At 67.4% G+C, this 17,393-nt stretch carries 19 protein-coding genes and 1 riboswitch; of the genes, 1 reads left to right on the top strand and 18 read right to left on the bottom strand.

Features of this window, described 5'->3' with window-relative positions:
* Positions 1-187 precede the first annotated feature (187 nt).
* From JOD62_RS12850 to infC, 12 genes are all read right to left on the bottom strand, one after another.
* On the bottom strand, positions 188-1,747 hold the full coding sequence (locus JOD62_RS12850; RefSeq protein WP_204939652.1) for a bifunctional hydroxymethylpyrimidine kinase/phosphomethylpyrimidine kinase: 1,560 nt from the start codon (positions 1,745-1,747) through the stop codon (positions 188-190).
* Positions 1,738-1,833, bottom strand: a riboswitch (TPP riboswitch). It overlaps the preceding gene by 10 nt.
* The gene (locus JOD62_RS12845; protein ID WP_204939651.1) at positions 1,826-2,800 is read right to left on the bottom strand and encodes an NAD-dependent epimerase/dehydratase family protein; all 975 of its coding nucleotides are present in this window, start codon (positions 2,798-2,800) and stop codon (positions 1,826-1,828) included. Its footprint overlaps the riboswitch before it by 8 nt.
* 111 nt (positions 2,801-2,911) lie before the next feature.
* Entirely contained in the window at positions 2,912-5,419 is a 2,508-nt protein-coding gene (pheT, locus tag JOD62_RS12840; RefSeq protein ID WP_204939650.1) for a phenylalanine--tRNA ligase subunit beta, read from the bottom strand.
* Complete coding sequence (gene pheS, locus JOD62_RS12835; protein WP_204939649.1) at positions 5,419-6,459, bottom strand: phenylalanine--tRNA ligase subunit alpha; 1,041 nt, start codon at positions 6,457-6,459, stop codon at positions 5,419-5,421. The genes pheT and pheS overlap by 1 nt, the downstream gene beginning before the upstream one ends.
* A gap of 39 nt (positions 6,460-6,498) precedes the next feature.
* On the bottom strand, positions 6,499-7,407 hold the full coding sequence (locus tag JOD62_RS12830) for an amino acid ABC transporter permease (protein ID WP_204939648.1): 909 nt from the start codon (positions 7,405-7,407) through the stop codon (positions 6,499-6,501).
* Positions 7,404-8,060: an amino acid ABC transporter permease gene (locus tag JOD62_RS12825; RefSeq protein ID WP_204939647.1), complete on the bottom strand. Its 657-nt coding sequence runs from the start codon at positions 8,058-8,060 to the stop codon at positions 7,404-7,406. The genes JOD62_RS12830 and JOD62_RS12825 overlap by 4 nt, the downstream gene beginning before the upstream one ends.
* Positions 8,061-8,135: 75 nt before the next feature.
* Entirely contained in the window at positions 8,136-9,056 is a 921-nt protein-coding gene (locus JOD62_RS12820; protein ID WP_204939646.1) for a glutamate ABC transporter substrate-binding protein, read from the bottom strand.
* A 63-nt stretch (positions 9,057-9,119) separates the two neighbouring features.
* Positions 9,120-9,875: an amino acid ABC transporter ATP-binding protein gene (locus tag JOD62_RS12815; protein ID WP_204939645.1), complete on the bottom strand. Its 756-nt coding sequence runs from the start codon at positions 9,873-9,875 to the stop codon at positions 9,120-9,122.
* A gap of 87 nt (positions 9,876-9,962) precedes the next feature.
* Positions 9,963-10,775 (bottom strand): TrmH family RNA methyltransferase, encoded by an 813-nt coding sequence (locus tag JOD62_RS12810; RefSeq protein ID WP_204939644.1) that lies wholly within the window; start codon positions 10,773-10,775, stop codon positions 9,963-9,965.
* Between the two features lie 118 nt (positions 10,776-10,893).
* Complete coding sequence (gene rplT / locus JOD62_RS12805; protein ID WP_204939643.1) at positions 10,894-11,280, bottom strand: 50S ribosomal protein L20; 387 nt, start codon at positions 11,278-11,280, stop codon at positions 10,894-10,896.
* Between the two features lie 37 nt (positions 11,281-11,317).
* Complete coding sequence (gene rpmI / locus JOD62_RS12800; RefSeq protein ID WP_204939642.1) at positions 11,318-11,512, bottom strand: 50S ribosomal protein L35; 195 nt, start codon at positions 11,510-11,512, stop codon at positions 11,318-11,320.
* A gap of 72 nt (positions 11,513-11,584) precedes the next feature.
* Positions 11,585-12,259 (bottom strand): translation initiation factor IF-3, encoded by a 675-nt coding sequence (gene infC / locus JOD62_RS12795; protein WP_271171537.1) that lies wholly within the window; start codon positions 12,257-12,259, stop codon positions 11,585-11,587.
* 190 nt (positions 12,260-12,449) lie between these two features.
* Between infC and JOD62_RS12790 the strand changes: the two genes are divergently transcribed.
* Positions 12,450-12,842 (top strand): DUF1844 domain-containing protein, encoded by a 393-nt coding sequence (locus tag JOD62_RS12790; protein WP_204939641.1) that lies wholly within the window; start codon positions 12,450-12,452, stop codon positions 12,840-12,842.
* A gap of 36 nt (positions 12,843-12,878) precedes the next feature.
* Here the strand turns inward: JOD62_RS12790 and JOD62_RS12785 are convergent, their stop codons facing one another.
* The 6 genes from JOD62_RS12785 to JOD62_RS12760 form a co-directional block, all read right to left on the bottom strand.
* Positions 12,879-13,661 (bottom strand): SseB family protein, encoded by a 783-nt coding sequence (locus JOD62_RS12785; protein WP_204939640.1) that lies wholly within the window; start codon positions 13,659-13,661, stop codon positions 12,879-12,881.
* 7 nt (positions 13,662-13,668) lie between these two features.
* Complete coding sequence (priA, locus tag JOD62_RS12780; protein ID WP_204939639.1) at positions 13,669-14,415, bottom strand: bifunctional 1-(5-phosphoribosyl)-5-((5-phosphoribosylamino)methylideneamino)imidazole-4-carboxamide isomerase/phosphoribosylanthranilate isomerase PriA; 747 nt, start codon at positions 14,413-14,415, stop codon at positions 13,669-13,671.
* 175 nt (positions 14,416-14,590) lie between these two features.
* Entirely contained in the window at positions 14,591-15,226 is a 636-nt protein-coding gene (gene hisH, locus JOD62_RS12775) for an imidazole glycerol phosphate synthase subunit HisH (protein WP_204939638.1), read from the bottom strand.
* Positions 15,223-15,825 (bottom strand): imidazoleglycerol-phosphate dehydratase HisB, encoded by a 603-nt coding sequence (gene hisB, locus JOD62_RS12770; RefSeq protein WP_204939637.1) that lies wholly within the window; start codon positions 15,823-15,825, stop codon positions 15,223-15,225. Before hisB ends, hisH begins: the two co-directional genes overlap by 4 nt.
* Positions 15,822-16,907 (bottom strand): histidinol-phosphate transaminase, encoded by a 1,086-nt coding sequence (locus JOD62_RS12765; protein WP_271171536.1) that lies wholly within the window; start codon positions 16,905-16,907, stop codon positions 15,822-15,824. Before JOD62_RS12765 ends, hisB begins: the two co-directional genes overlap by 4 nt.
* 65 nt (positions 16,908-16,972) lie before the next feature.
* Positions 16,973-17,323 carry a LysM peptidoglycan-binding domain-containing protein gene (locus tag JOD62_RS12760; protein WP_204939635.1) on the bottom strand — a complete coding sequence of 117 codons (351 nt, stop codon included), beginning with the start codon at positions 17,321-17,323 and terminating at the stop codon, positions 16,973-16,975.
* Positions 17,324-17,393 lie beyond the last annotated feature (70 nt).

Below are 17,393 nucleotides of genomic sequence, written 5' to 3'. Positions count from 1 at the left end.
GGCGACACCGGCACTCATCCCGCCGAAGGCAGGAGCGCAGGGGTCGCCTAAAGTCGGCGTCCGCCCTGACGTCGGCGCGCACCAGCAACACTCGAGACGAGTGTCGGAGCGGTGTGAGAGGCCGAGCGCATGCCGCGACGATAACGCGCCGCGCCCGACCTGCGCAAATCACACCGTCATCTCGCCGTCACAGTGCGACGGTGAGCGGCGCGGCGAAGAAGGCGAGCTCGTGCTGCGACGCGGCGGTGAACGCGCGCAGCATCCGCTCTCTCATCTCCGGGCTCGCGGAGGCGGCGGCCTGCGCGACGAAGGCGATCGCCTGCTGGGTGGACTCGGCGAACGCGGGATCGGCATAGGTCGCGAGCCAGGAGGCGTAGGGGTGCTCCGGATCGCGAGCGTACTCGCCGAAGGCTCCCGCGTGCAGGCGCTCTCCTAGATCGGAATAGAGCCAGAAGCACGGGAGGAGCGCGGCGATCAGCACGGCGTAGTCGCCGTCGAAGGCGGTCGCACGGAGGTGGTCAAGGTAGGCGGTGGTCGCCGGAGCCTGCGCGGCGGCGAATGTCTCTGCGGTGATGCCCTGTGCGGGGGTGAGCCAGGAGGCGTGCAGTTCAAGCTCCCCGGCGATCGCGCCCTGTGCGGATCCCGCCCAGAACGCCTGCTCCTCGGACGTCGGGGCGATGCGCGCCGCCTCCGCGAGCACGCGGGCGTACTCCCGGAGGTAGAGCGCGTCCTGTGCCAGGTAGAACACGAACGGCGCGTGCGCGAGCGTGCCGTCCGCGAGTGCACGGATGAAGGGCAGCTCGTCGATGCCATCACGAATCGGTCGAATGATCTCCCACCAGTCGGAGGCGAGCTGCTCGGCCTGGGGACGCGTCATCACGCTCCCCCGCGCCCAGAGGCCGGCAAAGTGATGAACGGGTCCGCTTCCGCTCCCGACCTGCAGCTCGTCTGCCGCTTCCAGCGACTCCCGCAGCCACGCACGTGCAGAGGCCACGGCGGTCGGCCAGTCCTCGCCGGACGCGCGACGCGTGGCCAGCGCCGATGACAGCGAGCATCCGGTCCCGTGCGTGTGCGTGGTGTCGATGCGCGACCCGGGAAACTCCTGCCGGAGCGCACGAGCAGCATCGACCAGGGCATCGGGAGTGTGGGCGCCCGCCAGGTGCCCGCCCTTCACGAGCACGGCGGTGCCGAGATCGAGCGACAGCTGCTCCGCAGCATCCAGCGCCGCGTCCCACTCCTCACCGATCTCCCGGCCGGTGAGCACCGCGAGCTCACGAAGGTTCGGTGTCACCAGGTGCGCGAGCGGCAGCAGCCTGCGTAGCGCATCCTCTGCCGCAGGATCCAGCAGGCGGTCACCACTCGTGGCAACCATGACCGGATCGATCACGACGACTTCGGGGCGCACCTCCGCCAGCCAGCGCCCCACCTCGACGATGACGTCCTCGTTCGCGAGCATCCCGATCTTGACCGCATCGATCTGGATGTCTACGGCGAGCGCCTCCAGTTGCGCACGGAGGAACGACACCGGAGGCACATGCACGTCGCGCACCCCCTGCGTGTTCTGGGCAGTCAGAGCGGTGAGCGCGGCCATCCCGAATCCGCCGTTGGCCGAGATGGATTTCAGATCGGCCTGGATCCCCGCCCCGCCGGACGGATCGCTCCCCGCGATGCTGAGCACTCGCGGAATGAACGGCGCGCCCGTGCGGGCGGCAGAGACGGATGATGGCACACGCAGACGATCGCTCATTGCGACATCCCTTCGCTAGTACGAACTAGATCAGGTTCGACGGGTCTGTTCTCAGCCGCGATGGCGCGGCACCCCGTGTCACTGCGGGCAGTCTATCCGCTGCAGGAGTTCCCTCTCGTCGGCGCGTGTCAGTCCTGCCCGGCGCTCACGATCGATGCCGCGAGCCTCCTCGTCCGCACGCACACGGCGGATCGTCGCCTCCAGCGGCGACAGCTCGCCGCCGGTCTGCACGAAGCGCCTGTTCGAGCGCGCCATGAACCCCGGCATGTCGGCCGGCAGCCACAGCGGGAGCGAGCGCGCGCCCATCCAGTACTGCACGTCGCGGGCGACCAGCCATTCGTCCGGTGCCGTCACGATGTCACCCGTGTGGCCGGCGATCGTCCGGATGCGAGCGAGAAGGTCCCCCAACGGCAGGACATCCCCCATCGCGTTGACGACGCCGGAATGACGAGCATCCACGATGTATCGGGCCAGATCCTCGACATCGATGACCTGTGCGTGGCGCCCGTCCGTCTCCGGCAGCAGGACCGTCCCGGCGCCGGCGCGCGCGAAAGCCGCCGACCAGTAGCCGAACCGGTCGCTCGGATCCCCCGTGCCGACGACGAGGCCCGGGCGCACGATCAGCGCACGGTCTCCGAGCCTCGCGACGGCGTCCTCCGCGGCGACCTTCTGCGCACCGTACTCATACTCGTCTCCGGGCTGCGCGGGCAGATGCCTCGGAGCCGACTCATCCACTCCGATCGTCTCGTCGTCGCTGTACACCGAGGCACTCGACACGTACGTCCACCGTGCCGCCCGCTCGCCGAGAGCCTGCACCGCAGCCGCGACGTGCGACGCCTGGGAGGAGATGTCGACCACCTCGTCCCACTCTCGCCCGGCGACCTCCGCATAGGCATCCGGATCGTCACGATCGGCCTGCACGAGCGTGGTGCCGGCGGGCGCCGAACGCGCGCCCCGCGCCAGACACGTCACCGCAGCGCCCGCTGCCACCCATCCCGCGGCGACGCGGCCCGACAGCCATCCGGTTCCACCGAGGATGAGAACGTCCGTCATGTCGCCATGCCACCAGCATCCGCCCCGCAAGGGAAGCGGGTTCGCTGTGGGCGCACGAGAAAGGCGGGCACGCCCTCTCGGGCTGCCCGCCTTTCACAGTTCTTCTGCGACCTACTCGCGCAGGGTGGCGCCGAAGCGCTCGGCCGCCACGGCGACACCGGCGAGCTTCGCCTCTGACGCCTCTGCCGCCGTGAGCGTACGATCCGGCGCACGGAAGCGCAGCGCGAAGCTCAGGCTCTTCGCGTCGCCCGGCACGCCCTCACCGCGGTAGTCGTCGACCAGACGCACCGATTCCAGCAGCGCACCCGCACCCTCGACGAGAGCAGCGCGGACGTCTGCCGCGGGCACCGTGGCGGGCACAACGAGCGAGACGTCCTGCGTCGCCGCAGGATATGTCGACAGCGACTCGACGACGACACGCTCACCGGCGAGGGTCAGCACACGATCGAGATCCAGCTCGAGCACGACGGCCCGGGCGGGAAGATCTGCATCCGCGGCTACCGTCGGGTGCAGCTCGCCCACGTAGCCGATCTCCTCACCGCGCACACTCAGCACGCCGGTGCGTCCCGGGTGGAGCGCTGCACGCTCACCCTGCACGACGTCGATGTCGACACCCGCTGCGGTGGCGATCACTCGCACGGCGTCGAGGGCGTCCGCGAGGTCTGCGGCCTCGGCGGCGCGACCCGGCTGCCGCGGGATGATGTTGCCGGTCAGCAGCACGGCGACGTGGCGGTGCTGCGGCGGGATCGAGGCGTTCAGCTGCGCGAGCACCTCATCCGACGGCCGTGCGCCGAGCGGCGGCACCTCAGCGGTGCCGTACTGCACACCGGGTTCGGGGAGGAAGACGGTGCCGGTCTCGAAGATGGCCAGGTCGACCATGCCGCGCGAGATGTTGCGGTGCGCGGTCGTCAGCAGTCCCGGAATCAGCGAACGTCGGAGGAACGGGGCCTGGCCGTCGAGAGCGTTGGCCAGGCGGATGCTCGGCAGGTGCTCTCCTGATGCCGAACCATGCAGGTCGTTGCTCGTGTCGGTCGTGAACGGGAAGGCCGGCGTCTCGACGAAGCCCGCCGCCGCGAGCGCGTCTGCCACACGGCGACGCCCCTGCTGCAGGAGCGTGAGACCGCGCCCGCCCGACGGCGTCGGCAGCACCGAAGGAATGCGGTCGAGGCCGTGGATGCGCGCGACCTCTTCTGCGAGCGTCCACTTGTCGGTGAGGTCCGGCCGCCAGCTCGGCGGAATGACGTGCCAGCCGGTGCCGTCTTCCTCCGTGACCTCGGCGCCGATCGTCTCGAGCGCCCCGACGATCTCGTCTGCCGTGTAGTCGACGCCGATCAGCCCGGCGACGAAGCCTGCGGGCAGGTGGATGCCCTCGATGAAGACCTCCGCGAACACCGCACCGCCGAGCTCGTCCAGGGTTCCGCCTGCGAACTCGACCATGAGATCGGCGACGCGCCGTGCGGCCACGAACGGGATGAGCGGGTCGACGCCGCGCTCGAAGCGCTTCGACGCCTCGCTGGGCAGCTTGTGACGTCGTGCGGAGCGGGCGATCGTGGTCGGGTCGAAGGTCGCCGCCTCGATGAGCACGTTGCGCGTCGTCTCGGTCATCTCGGTCGTCGCACCGCCCATGACGCCGGCGATGCCGATCGGTCCGGATTCGTCCGTGATGAGAAGATCCTCGACGTGCAGGGTGCGCACCTGGCCGTCCAGCGTCTCGATCTTCTCGCCCGAAGCCGCGCGGCGCACCGTGATGCCACCGGAGAGCTTGTCGAGGTCGTAGCCGTGCACGGGGTTGCCGAGCTCCAGCATCACGTAGTTGGTGATGTCGATCAGCACACCGAGCGAGCGCATGCCCGCAAGCGTCAGGCGTGCGACCATCCATGGCGGAGTCGGTCGAGAAGGGTCGACGCCGCGGACGGCCCGCGCGACGAACTCGCTCGCACCCACGCGTCCGCGGATCGGCTGCTGGTCGTCGACGACGATCGGGAAGCCGGCGCCGGGCGCCAGCTCCGCGAAATCGCGCGCGGCCGGGTCGCGGAACTCCGCCCCGGTGGCGTGGGAGTACTCGCGGGCGATGCCGCGGAGCGAGAACGCGTAGCCGCGGTCCGGCGTCACGTTGACCTCGACCGCGACGTCATCGAGACCGAGGAGCGCGATCGCGTCCGTACCGACGGGCGCATCGATTCCGAGGTCTGCGAGCACGATGATGCCGTTGTGCTCCTCGCCGAGACCCAGCTCGCGCGCCGAGGCCATCATGCCGTCTGACACATGGCCGTACGTCTTGCGCGCCGCGATCGGGAAGGGACCGGGCAGCACAGCACCGGGAAGAGTCGCGACGACCTTGTCTCCGACGGCGAAGTTCGACGCTCCGCAGACGATGCCGCGGACGCCGCCGTTCGCCTCGCCCACGTCGACCTGGCACCAGCGGATCGTCTTGCCGTTGGACTGCGGCTCCTCCTCGAAGGAGACGACCTGTCCGACGACGACGGGTCCCTCGATCTCGAAGCGGTGGATGTCCTCTTCTTCGAAACCGACCGACACGAAGGACGCCAGGACATCGTCCGGCGTCGCATCCGCTGCGACCTCGACGTACTCACGCAACCACGAAAGCGGGACGCGCATCACACCACCATCCCGAACTGCTCGCTGAAGCGCACATCGCCCTCGGCCATGTCGCGCATGTCTTTCACATCACTGCGGAACATGAGCCCGCGTTCGATGCCCATCCCGAAGGCGAAGCCGCTGTAGACCTCAGGGTCGATACCCGCCGCGCGCAGCACGTTCGGGTTGACCATTCCGCATCCGCCCCACTCGATCCAGCGCGCGCCGCCCTTGAAGGTCGGGTGCCAGAGGTCGAGCTCGGCGGACGGCTCGGTGAACGGGAAGTAGTTGGTGCGGAAGCGCGTCTTCGCCTCCGGGCCGAAGAGCAGCTTCGCGAAGTGGTCGAGCGTGCCCTTGAGATGTGCCATCGTGATGCCCTTGTCGATCACGAGACCCTCGAACTGGGTGAAGACCGGAAGGTGCGTGGCGTCGAACTCGTCGGTGCGGTACACACGGCCGGGGCACAGCACGTAGATCGGCACCTCACGGTCGAGCATCGAGCGCACCTGCACCGGGCTCGTGTGCGTGCGCATCACGAGGTGACGATCGGCCGGGTCGACGAAGAACGTGTCCTGCATCTGACGAGCAGGGTGGTCGACGTCGAAGTTCAGTGCGTCGAAGTTGAACCACTCGTGCTCGAGTTCTGGCCCCTCGGCGATCTCCCATCCCATGCCGACGAAGATCTCGCTGACCTGGTCCTGCAGAAGGGTGAGCGGATGCCGCGCGCCGACACGGGTGCGCGATGCGACAGCCGTGATGTCGATGCGCTCCGCCTCGAGCTTCTCGGCGACCTCTGCCGCAGCAAGCTGCTCTTCCTTCGCCGCGAGCGCCTTCGTGACCTGGCCGCGGCCCTGGCCGACGAGCTTGCCGAACGCGGCCTTGTGTTCCGGTGCGACCTGACGCATCGAGGCGTTGAGCACCGCGAGCGGCGAGCCCTCCGCGACGTGGGCGGCGCGGGCCGCCTTCAGTTCGGTCGTCGTGGTTGCGGCATCGATCGCGGCGATCGCCGCGGCGACGGCGGCTTCTACCGCTTCTGGGGTGATTTCTGGAGCATCCGACACGAGAACCGAGTCTACCGGGGCGCGCCCGGTGCGCCGTCGTCACCGCCGGCGTCGACGCTGGTCTTTCTGCGCAACGATGAGTTCGGTGACGGTCGACTCCTCGTGCAGACGAGGGTCGTCCTCGACGTCTGGCTGCGCTCCGCGCACCTTCGGCGAGTGCCGCGTACGCACCTCCACCCACTTCGCGATGCCGGCGAGGATCAGACACATCACGATGTAGATGCCGCCGATGACGAACGCCGACTGCAGGATCGGCCGGCCCTGCTGGGCCGTGAGCTGCTTGGCGTAATAGAGGAGCTCGGGGTACGTGATGATGAAGCCGAGTGCGGTGTCCTTCATCGTCACGACGAGCTGCGCGACGATCACGGGCAGCATCGCCCGCACCGCCTGCGGGAACAGGATCAGTCGCATGACCCCGCTCTTGCGCAGACCGATCGCGTAGCCGGCCTCTTTCTGCCCCCGCGGCAGCGCCTCGATGCCGGCGCGGAGGACCTCGGCGAGCACCGAGCCGTTGTACGCCATGAGCGCGAGCACAACCGCCCAGTACGGATCCATCCTGATCCCGAGGACGGGCAGTCCGTAGTAGAGCAGCATCATGAACACGAGCACCGGAACGGCACGGAACAGCTCCGTGATGACCGTCACCGGCACCCGCACCCACGCATGGTCCGACAGGCGTCCGATCGCGAGAACGAAGCCGAGCACCACGCTCAGCACCGCCGCGAGCCCGAAGGCGGCCAGTGTCGCACCGAGTGCGCGCAGGATGCCGTTCCACACGTTCGTGAACGTGAAGACGTACCACTTCTCCGGCGAGAACTGGCCGGTGACAGCCATGCGATACACGATGAAGCCGATCGCAGCGAGCACGACGAGTACGGTCACAACCGCCAGAACGCGGTTGCGGGCGATCGCCCGAGGGCCCGGGACGTCATAGAGCACGGAAGTCATCGCGCGATCCTCCATCGGTTCTCGAGCGTTCGCTGCACGGCGCTGAGGCCCAGCACCAGGATCACGAATACGACCGCGACCCAGAGCAGAACCTCCATCGGGTTACCCGGGCGGTCGGCGGCGTCGTTGATGGTTGCCCGCAGAGCGGCGAGCTCGGCGATCGAGAATCCCGCGGCAACCGTGGTGTTCTTCAGCAGCGCGATGAACACGCTCATCATCGGCGGGACGACCGAGCGGAATGCCTGCGGCAGGATCACGAGGGTCATGACCTGGCCGAACGGCAGCCCGATCGCGCGAGCGGCCTCCGCCTGCCCGACAGGGACCGTGTTGATCCCGGCCCGAAGCACCTCCGCCACATAGGTGGCCGTGTAGATGCCGATCGCGAGAATGCCGAGCACCGTGTTCGAGAGTTCCGGAAGGCCGAGCTGCGGGTATCCGAAGACAAAGAAGAAGAAGACGAGAGTCAGGGGCGTGTTGCGGACGAGGTTGACGTACACCGTGCCGACCCCGCGGGCGATGGGCACGGGTGACACGCGCATCGCGCCCACCAGGAACCCCAGCACGAGGGCGATGAGACCACCGACGAAGAAGACGAGCAGCGTGTTGCCGATCGCCTCTCCCCAGAGGTCGAGATTGCCGAAGATGACGTCCACGTCACCCTCCCCTTCTGCGTTGGCGTGCGGTGAAGCAGGGGTGACCGCTGGAATCAGCGGTCACCCCCACGACGGTCAGTACGCGTCGACCTGCGGCTGGCTGACCTTGATGCCCGAGGAACCGAGGTTCTTGTCGAAGATCGCCTGCCAGATGTCGCCGCCGTCGGTGAACATGTCGTTGATGAATCCGCGGAGAGCGTCATCACCCTTCGGCAGGCCCACACCGTAGCGCTCCTCCGTGAAGAGTCCGCCGGTGACCTTGATCTCATCCGGGTACTGCGCGGCGTAACCGATCAGGATGGCCTGGTCGGTCGTGACCGCGTCGACCTTACCGTTGAGGAGGTCCTCCACACAGGCCGAGTACAGGTCGTACTCCTGCGTCTTGATCTCAGGGAAGTTCGCCTTGATGTTCTGGATCGGAGTCGACCCCGTCGCCGAGCACACGGTCTTGCCGTTGAAGTCCTCGAGCTTGGTCGCCTCCGGAGCATCCGCGGCGACCAGCAGCCCCTGCCCTGTGATGAAGTAGGGACCCGCGAAGTCGATCTGCTCCTTGCGCTTGTCGTTGATCGAGTACGTGCCGACGTAGTAGTCGATGTCGCCGTTCACGATCGCCTGCTCGCGGTTCGCCGAGGCGATCGGCTTGAACTCGATCTGCTCCTCGCTGAAGCCGAGGGATGCCGCGATCCAGCGCGCGATGTCGATGTCGAAGCCAGTGCGCTCCCCCGTCGTCACGTCGAGGAAGCCGAGGTTCGGCTGATCCTCCTTGACGCCCACGACGACCCCGTCGCGCTCCTTCATCGCATCGAAGGTCGGGCTTCCCTCCAGCGTGACGTCCGTGGCGACCTCGAACCAGGTGCCCGTGTCATCCCCTGCGTCGCCACCGCCCGTGGCATCGCCGCCTCCCGGCGCCGATGGCGATCCGCTGTTGCAGGCGGTCAGCGCGAGCAGCGCTGCGGCGGCGATCCCGATTCCTGCCAGTGTCCGTGTACGTCGCATGTGCGTCTCCTTCGTTTGGTCTTCAGGATGGTCATTGCGTCTGAGAGCCGTGGGTAGGGGCGCTCAGTGGGTGAGAAGCTTGGAGAGGAAGTCCTTCGCGCGGGCGCTCTTCGGGTTGGTGAAGAACTCTTCCGGCGTGGCCTCCTCGACGATCTGACCGTCGGCCATGAACACGACGCGGTTGGCGGCCTTCCGGGCGAAGCCCATCTCGTGGGTCACGACGATCATCGTCATGCCCTCCTTGGCGAGGCCGACCATGACGTCGAGCACTTCGTTGATCATCTCGGGATCGAGCGCGCTGGTCGGCTCGTCGAAGAGCATGACCTTCGGATGCATCGCGAGGGCGCGAGCGATCGCGACGCGCTGCTGCTGGCCGCCGGAGAGCTGGGCGGGAAGCTTCGCGGCCTGCTGCGCGACGCCGACGCGCTCGAGGAGCGCCATGGCCTCCTTCTCCGCATCCGCCTTCTTCATTCCGCGCACCTTGATCGGGCCGAGGGTGACGTTCTCGAGGATCGTGAGGTGCGCGAACAGGTTGAACGACTGGAAGACCATGCCGACATCGGCACGGAGGTTGGCGAGTCCGCGTCCCTCGGCGGGAAGCTCTCGCCCGTCGATGCGAATCGAGCCGCTGGTGATGGTCTCCAGGCGGTTGATCGTGCGGCACAGAGTGGACTTGCCGGAGCCCGAGGGACCGATGACGACGACGACCTCGCCCTTGTTGACCGTGAGGTTGATGTTCGTCAGTGCTTGAAAGTCGCCGTAGTGCTTCTGCACGTTCTCGACGACGACGAGCGCGGAATCACGACTGTGTGCATCCATGCATCCCAACCTATGGAGACGGGAGAGAACGCGCCAGAGTGCCCCGTCGAGGTTACCGAGATGTAACCGAGCGGTATACCGGGATACCTATCTGCCTGCGGGATCGCGCTGCGCGAAGGCTGTCTCGTAGAGACACACGCTCGCGGCGGTCGCGAGGTTCAACGACTCCGCACGGCCGTAGATCGGCAGCTTCAGCACACGATCGACGAGTGTGAGGGCTTCGTCCTCCAGCCCTCTGGCCTCATTGCCGAACAGCCATGCAGTGGGACCGCTCAAGGCTCCCTCCGCGCGGGCGGCGAGCAGATCGTCACCCTTGACGTCGGCGGCAACGACCGACATGCCGGCACGATGCGCGGCCTCGATGACATCGGCGAGATCGCCTCCGACCGACACGGGAACATGGAACAGGGATCCCGTCGTCGAGCGGACGACCTTCGGGTTGTACGGATCGACCGTGCGCCCGGTCAGAACGATGGCATCTGCTCCTGCCGCATCCGCGGCGCGGATGATCGTGCCCAGATTGCCGGGGTCCCGCACCTCTTCACAGATCGCGACCAGCCGCGGGCGGGCAGCGAAGATATCGCGCATCGACGCCGGCGTCTGACGCGCCACCGCAATCAGCCCCTGCGGGGTGACGGTGTCGGCCATCGCGCGCAGCACGTCCTCAGCCACGAGATCAACCCGCACCCCATGCTCCTGCGCGGCGTCGCGGATGTCCGGATGCTTCTCCCACCCCTGCGGTGTCGCATACAGCTCCACGATCGCATCCGGGCGATACGTCAACGCCTCGCGGACGGCCTGCGGACCTTCCAGCAGAAAGAGTCCGGTGTCGCTGCGCGCGGCGCGTTTCGTCAGCTTGGCAACGGCGCGAACACGCGGGGACCGAGGATTCTCCAGCACTCCCCCAGTTTAGGCAGTCCACCCACCGCGCCTCGGGAGCCACGCAAGGCGCGCCGATCGGAGACGACGAAGGGGCGCCCTCTCAAGAAGAGGGCGCCCCTTCGGAAGAGCGAAACGCTTACGCCGCCGACTTCGGTGCGTTGACGTCGGCCGGAAGAGCGTTCTTCGCGGTCGCGACCAGCGACGCGAAGGTCGCGGGCTCGTTCACTGCGAGCTCTGCGAGCATGCGGCGGTCGACCTGGACACCCGCGAGGCCGAGGCCCTGGATGAAGCGGTTGTACGTGATGCCGTTCTGACGGGCCGCAGCGTTGATGCGCTGGATCCACAGACGACGGAAGTCGCCCTTGCGCTTGCGACGGTCACGGTACGCGTAGACCAGCGAGTGGATGACCTGCTCTTTGGCCTTACGGTACAGACGCGAACGCTGACCGCGGTAACCGGAAGCGCGCTCGAGAATGACGCGACGCTTCTTGTGGGCGTTTACTGCCCGCTTGACTCTTGCCATGACGTGTTGTTCCTCTTCCTAAAAGATCGGACGCGTTTCAGCGGCCGAGAAGCTTCTTTGCGACCTTGGCGTCTGCCGGGGACAGAACCTGGTCCTGGTTCAGACGACGCGTGCGACGGCTCGACTTGTGCTCGAGGTTGTGGCGCATGCCAGCCTGCTGCTTCTTCAGCTTGCCGCTGCCGGTGATCTTGAAGCGCTTCTTGGCACCCGAGTGGGTCTTCTGCTTCGGCATCTTCTCTTCCTTCGTGGTGGCGCCTCTTCAGGCGACGTTGTCAACCCGCGGTGCGGGAGTCTGTGGGGCGGATTACTCCGCGTCTTCAGCCGGCGCGGCCTCGGGGGCTGCGCCGTTCTGACCGGAGCGCGCGGCGTTCTTCGCAGCAGCGCGCACCGCGTTCTGCTCGGCCTTCGCCTCGGACTTGTTCTTGAGCGGAGCGACCACCATGACCATGTTGCGACCGTCGATCGTCGGGTTGGACTCGACAGTGCCGAACTCGGCGACGTCTTCTGCGAACTTCTGCAGCAGACGCACACCCTGCTCCGGGCGCGACTGCTCGCGACCGCGGAAGAGGATCATGGCCTTGACCTTGTCGCCCGCCTGGAGGAAGCCCTCTGCGCGCTTGAGCTTGGTCGTGTAGTCGTGCGCCTCGATCTTCAGGCGGAAGCGAACCTCTTTGAGGATCGTGTTGGCCTGGTTGCGACGCGCTTCCTTCGCCTTCTGGGCAGCCTCGTACTTGAACTTGCCGTAGTCCATGATCTTGACCACGGGCGGCTTGGAGTTCGGTGCAACCTCGACGAGGTCGAGGTCTGCTTCCTGCGCGAGGCGGAGGGCTGCCTCGATGCGGACGACGCCGATCTGCTCACCCGCCGGGCCGACGAGGCGGACCTCGGGGACGCGGATGCGCTCATTGGTACGGGGATCGCTGATGCGGTGCTCCTTAGGTGAGGGGTTTCGGCCACCGCGGCGCCTTAGTGAAGGCACTGCGGGCGAAATCGGATCGCCCCACCCGCCAGCATTCAGATACTGGCTTGGCACCCTTTCTGCCGGCTCGCGCCGGTGGAGTGCAAGACCCGGTAGCCTGGAACGGCAAGCGCGGGTGGGAATGAATCCTCTTTCTGTCCGGAGCATGACGCCCCGGAGCCCGCACGAGTCTAACAGAAAGCAAGGCAGAGTGACCAATCAGGCAGCGCACGAGTCCGCAGACGACCGCCACGAGAAGTGGGCGCGTCAGGAAGAAGCAGCGAGCTCCGCGACTCGTGACATCGCCGATGTGCCTGCCGTCGAGGTGATCACGACCACAGCCGTCCATCTCATGAGTGCGGCTGCCGTCAAGGTCGGCCTCGCCCACGACCCCGACGCGGAGATGGATCTCGACGAAGCGCGCAAGCTCATCAACGCCCTCGCAGGACTGGTCACCGCCAGCGCTCCCGAGATCAGCGACATGCACGCACGTTCGCTCCGCGACGGGCTGCGCTCCCTGCAGCTGGCGTTCCGTGAAGCATCCGCTGTTCCCGACCCCATCGGCAAGGGTCCCGGCGAGAAGTGGACCGGACCCGTCAACTGACGGCCCGTCCCCGACGCGTTCAGAGCTCCGCCGTGGCTAGATGCTGCGGCGGAGCTTGACCGTTAACGAGTCCACGAGCACCGCGATGCGGTCATCGGCCGCCCAGCGGGTCGCGAGCCGCTGCAGCACGGCATCCAGCTGCTCCCGCTCCAGCCCATCCACCAGCTCCAGGACCACGATCAGTTCGGGGCCGTGCATACGGGCATCCGGATCTCCGGGAACCACCGCGACGTCGATGACCCACATCTCGGTCGCGACGCTCTCCTGGAGCGCGGCGAACACGGCGGGCGAGACGGGGCTCGGCTCCCACGGCTCCTCCTGCGCGACCGCCCACACGGCGGGGCGACGCACGACGAACTCCGTCGCGGATCCTGGGTCGAGCACGATGAGGTCGGTCTGCTCCGCGGACGCCGCCAGCGCCGCGCGGCGCGCCTCGACCGGAATCGGACGCGCGAGATCATCCCACGCGGACATCGATTCCACGGACGAGAACACAGGCTGCACCCGACGCCCATCCGGCGCAGACACCGTGACGATCGAGAGCTCCTGCGTCTTGTCGACCTTCAAGCCGGTCGGTCCGACGCCCTCATCGCCCTTCTCCGCGAGCAGCGGGATGAGCACCCGGGCTGAACGGAACGCGTCGACGACCTCGGTCTCGCTCGCCTCCCCCGCTCGAAACCGGATCAGCGCATCGAGCAGTGCAGGGTCGGCGGAGCCGTCGTCATCCGCCCTCGTGTTCTCCTCGAAGCGGCGACCCTCCCAGGGCACGCCCGCGGAGTCGCCGGTGTTGAGACCGTGATGCTCGTGGTGACTGGTCATGGCGGAGTCAGTCTCCGGCGACGTCCAGTGCTTCCGCGAGCGTGAAGGCACCCGCGTACAGCGCCTTGCCGACGATCGCGCCCTCGACACCGAGCGGGACGAGCTCACGCAGCGCGGCGATGTCATCGAGGTTCGCGATGCCACCGGACGCGACCACCGGCTTCGGGGTGCGACCCACGATCTCGCGCAGGAGCTCCAGGTTCGGGCCGCGCAGCGTGCCGTCCTTGGTGACGTCGGTGACGACGTACCGGCTGCACCCCGCATCCTCGAGACGGTCGAGGACCGTCCAGAGGTCACCGGCGTCCTTCGTCCAGCCGCGCGCGGCGAGCGTCGTCCCGCGCACGTCCAGGCCCACAGCGATCGCCTCGCCGTAGCGCGCGATGACATCTGCCGCCCACTCAGGGTTCTCCAGCGCCGCAGTGCCGAGGTTGATGCGCACGGCGCCGCTGTCCAGCGCCGCCTCGAGCGATGCGTCGTCGCGGATGCCACCGGAAAGCTCCACGTTCACCCCACGGAACTGCTTGATGACCTTGCGGATGATGGCGGTGTTGCTGCCACGGCCGAACGCCGCATCCAGGTCGACGAGGTGGATCCACTCGGCACCCTGCTCCGCCCACTCCGCGGCCGCATCCATCGGGTCGCCGTAGCTCGTCTCGGAGCCCGCCTCGCCCTGCGTGAGGCGAACGGCCTTGCCGCCGGCCACATCGACGGCCGGAAGCAGAGTGAGGGCCGGGGTTGACGCGAAGTCGTTCATGTCGTCCTTTGATCAGAGTGCGCCCGGCGCGGTCATCACGCGCTGGTGCGGAAGTCAGGGGTGGCGCGCCGAGAGGCACGAGAACCGAGAGTAGCCCGCTATCGCGCGGGCTTCAAAACGATGACACAGGGGCTCAGCGTACGCCCGCAACGCGAGCACGAAAACCCCCTGCGCGTCAGAGCGAGCCGATCCAGTTGCGGAGCAGCTGAATGCCGGCATCCCCCGACTTCTCCGGGTGGAACTGCGTCGCCGAGAGAGGCCCGTTCTCGACCGCGGCGAGGAACGGCGAACCGTAGGTCGTCCAGGTCAGTGCGGGGCCGGGGAACGGTGGGATGACGTCGAGCTCCCAGTGCTGGGAGGCGTACGAGTGCACAAAATAGAAACGCTCGTTCTCGATGCCGCGGAAGAGCACACTGCCCTCCCCCGGCTCGACGGTGTTCCAGCCGATGTGCGGGAGCACCGGCGCATCAAGCTCGGTCACGGTACCCGGCCATTCACCGAGACCCTCGACGTTCACGCCGCGCTCGACGCCGTGCTCGAACAGGATCTGCATGCCGACGCAGATGCCGAGCACCTTGCGTCCGCCTGCCAGGCGTCGCCCGATGATCTCCTCGCCACGATGCGCCGCAAGCGCTTCACGCACCGCCGCGAACGCACCGACCCCGGGAACCAGCAGGCCGTCGGCCTCCATCGCCGCCGTACGGTCGTTCGACAGCTCTGCATCCGCGCCCGCCGCGATCAGAGCCTTGACCGCCGAGTGGACGTTGCCGGAGCCGTAGTCGTAGACGACGACCTTGGGGCGCTCACTCACAGCGCACCCTTGGTGGAGGGGATTCCCTGAACCAGCGGGTCAATCGACTTCGCCTGCCGGAATGCGCGCGCGAACGCTTTGAACTCGGCTTCGGCGATGTGGTGCGGATCGCGTCCGCCGATCACACGCACGTGCACGGTGAGACCGGCGTTGAGCGTGATCGCCTCGAAGACGTGGCGAACGAGCGATCCGGTGAAGTGACCGCCGATCAGGTGGAACTCGAAGCCGGCGGGCTCGCCTTCGTGCACCAGGAACGGGCGACCCGAGATGTCGACGACGGCCTGAGCCAGCGCCTCGTCCAGCGGCACGAGGGCGTCGCCGTAGCGCGAGATGCCTGCCTTGTCGCCAAGCGCATCGCGAATCGCCTGGCCGAGCACGATGGAGATGTCTTCCACTGTGTGGTGGGCATCGATGTGGGTGTCACCCGTCGCGCGAACCGTGAGGTCGGTCAGCGAGTGCTTCGCGAAGGCGGTGAGCATGTGGTCGAAGAAGGGGACCGTCGTGTGGATGTCGCTGACACCGGTGCCGTCGAGGTTGAGCTCGAGCTCAACGGTCGACTCGGAGGTGGAACGGGTGCGGCGGGCGGTACGAGCGGTCATGCTGCTGATCCTATCGAGGCGAGAGCGTCCAGGAATGCGGTGGTCTCGGCCTCGGTCCCGGCCGTGACACGGAGGTGTCCGGGGATGCCCACATCGCGGATCAGAACGCCACGATCGTAGAGCGCACGCCAGGTTGCCGCGGGATCCGTCACGCCCCCGAAGAGAACGAAGTTCGACCAGGACTCGTGCGGCGTGTAACCCAGCGCTTCGAGTGTGGCGGAGATGCGATCACGCTGCTCGACGATCTCGTCGACCATCGACAGCATCGTTGGCGCGTTCCGCAGCGCGGCGACCGCTGCCGCCTGCGTCAGGGCGCTGAGGTGGTACGGCAGACGGACGAGGCGCAACGCGTCGATGAACGCCGGGTCGGCCGCGAGGTACCCGACCCGTGCACCCGCGAAGGCGAAGGCCTTGCTCATCGTGCGGGAGATCGCGAGGCGTGGGCGCCCCGGGAGCAGAGTCAGCGCGGAGGGCGACTCCCTCGGAGCGAACTCCTGGTACGCCTCATCGACGATCACAATGCCGCGGGCCGCCTCGTACACGGCTTCGACGACGTCGAGACCGAGGGGCGTGCCTGTTGGATTGTTCGGCGCGCAGAGGATGATGACATCGGCGTCCGCCGCTCGCACCTGCGCTGCAGCGTCGTCTGCGGTGAGCGAGTAGTCCGAGTCCCTGACGCCAGAGATCCAGCGCGCGCCGGTTCCCTGCGTGAGGAGCGGATACATGGAGTACGTCGGTCCGAATCCGAAAGCTGTCCGTCCCGGGCCCGCGAAAGCCTGAAGAATGTGCTGCAGAACCTCGTTCGAGCCGTTACCCGCCCAGATGTTCTCTGCCTGCAGATTGTGTCCGAGGTACGCGGCGAACCCTTCACGGAGCGTCGTGAACTCACGATCCGGATAGCGGTTCACGTCGCGCAGCGCGACGGCGATGTCGTCGAGGATGTCACTCGCCACCGACTCGGGCACCGGATGCGTGTTCTCGTTGACGTTGAGCGCCACAGGCAGTGGCGCCTGCGGCGCGCCGTAGGGACGCAGACCGCGAAGGTCGTCGCGAAGAGGGAGATCATCGAGTGAAACGGTCACCCTGCCATCGTAGGCCGCACCCATGGGCTGCTCCGCACTGTGTCAGCCCACGGATGCCGCACCTTCTACTTCGTGTACGCGGCAGGCAGCGCGAGCTCCTGCCCGACGGAGAGCGCACCGCTCTGCAGAAGGTTCAGCCGGCGGATCTCATCGATCACGTCGCGAGGATCAGCCTCTGGCGCGATCGTCGTCGCGATCGACCACAGCGTGTCACCGGGAACCACCGTGACCGTCTCGAAAGACACCCCACCGTTCGCCTCCGCAGAAGCCGTCGCACTGCCGCCGCTCAGAGCGGCGGCGGCGATCCCGATCGCGATCGGAAGCGCGATGAGAGCGGCCAGCACCCGACGACCTCGCGCCGTGATGCGCAGACGCGTCTGGACGGGCGTTGCCGGGGTGAGGGTCATGGTGGTCATGTCGCCTGCTCCTTAGAAGAGGTGTGACGCAGTGTTCGCATTCGACTCTCGGCCGAGAGAGCCGAATGCG

The sequence above is a fragment of the Microbacterium keratanolyticum genome (genome assembly GCF_016907255.1).
In the GTDB taxonomy this organism is placed as follows: domain Bacteria; phylum Actinomycetota; class Actinomycetes; order Actinomycetales; family Microbacteriaceae; genus Microbacterium; species Microbacterium keratanolyticum.
The sequence above is the reverse complement of the archived record's forward strand: the minus strand, read 5'-3'. Positions and strand labels throughout refer to the sequence as shown.

What these genes read in the sequence shown, in the direction of transcription:
- JOD62_RS12850 (WP_204939652.1), bottom strand. Translation starts at nt 1,747, where the DNA reads ATGAGCGATCGTCTGCGTGTGCCATCATCCGTCTCTGCCGCCCGCACG.
- JOD62_RS12845 (WP_204939651.1), bottom strand. Translation starts at nt 2,800, where the DNA reads ATGACGGACGTTCTCATCCTCGGTGGAACCGGATGGCTGTCGGGCCGC.
- pheT (WP_204939650.1), bottom strand. Translation starts at nt 5,419, where the DNA reads ATGCGCGTCCCGCTTTCGTGGTTGCGTGAGTACGTCGAGGTCGCAGCG.
- JOD62_RS12830 (WP_204939648.1), bottom strand. Translation starts at nt 7,407, where the DNA reads ATGACTTCCGTGCTCTATGACGTCCCGGGCCCTCGGGCGATCGCCCGC.
- JOD62_RS12820 (WP_204939646.1), bottom strand. Translation starts at nt 9,056, where the DNA reads ATGCGACGTACACGGACACTGGCAGGAATCGGGATCGCCGCCGCAGCG.
- JOD62_RS12815 (WP_204939645.1), bottom strand. Translation starts at nt 9,875, where the DNA reads ATGGATGCACACAGTCGTGATTCCGCGCTCGTCGTCGTCGAGAACGTG.
- rplT (WP_204939643.1), bottom strand. Translation starts at nt 11,280, where the DNA reads ATGGCAAGAGTCAAGCGGGCAGTAAACGCCCACAAGAAGCGTCGCGTC.
- rpmI (WP_204939642.1), bottom strand. Translation starts at nt 11,512, where the DNA reads ATGCCGAAGCAGAAGACCCACTCGGGTGCCAAGAAGCGCTTCAAGATC.
- JOD62_RS12785 (WP_204939640.1), bottom strand. Translation starts at nt 13,661, where the DNA reads ATGACCAGTCACCACGAGCATCACGGTCTCAACACCGGCGACTCCGCG.
- priA (WP_204939639.1), bottom strand. Translation starts at nt 14,415, where the DNA reads ATGAACGACTTCGCGTCAACCCCGGCCCTCACTCTGCTTCCGGCCGTC.
- hisB (WP_204939637.1), bottom strand. Translation starts at nt 15,825, where the DNA reads ATGACCGCTCGTACCGCCCGCCGCACCCGTTCCACCTCCGAGTCGACC.
- JOD62_RS12760 (WP_204939635.1), bottom strand. Translation starts at nt 17,323, where the DNA reads ATGACCACCATGACCCTCACCCCGGCAACGCCCGTCCAGACGCGTCTG.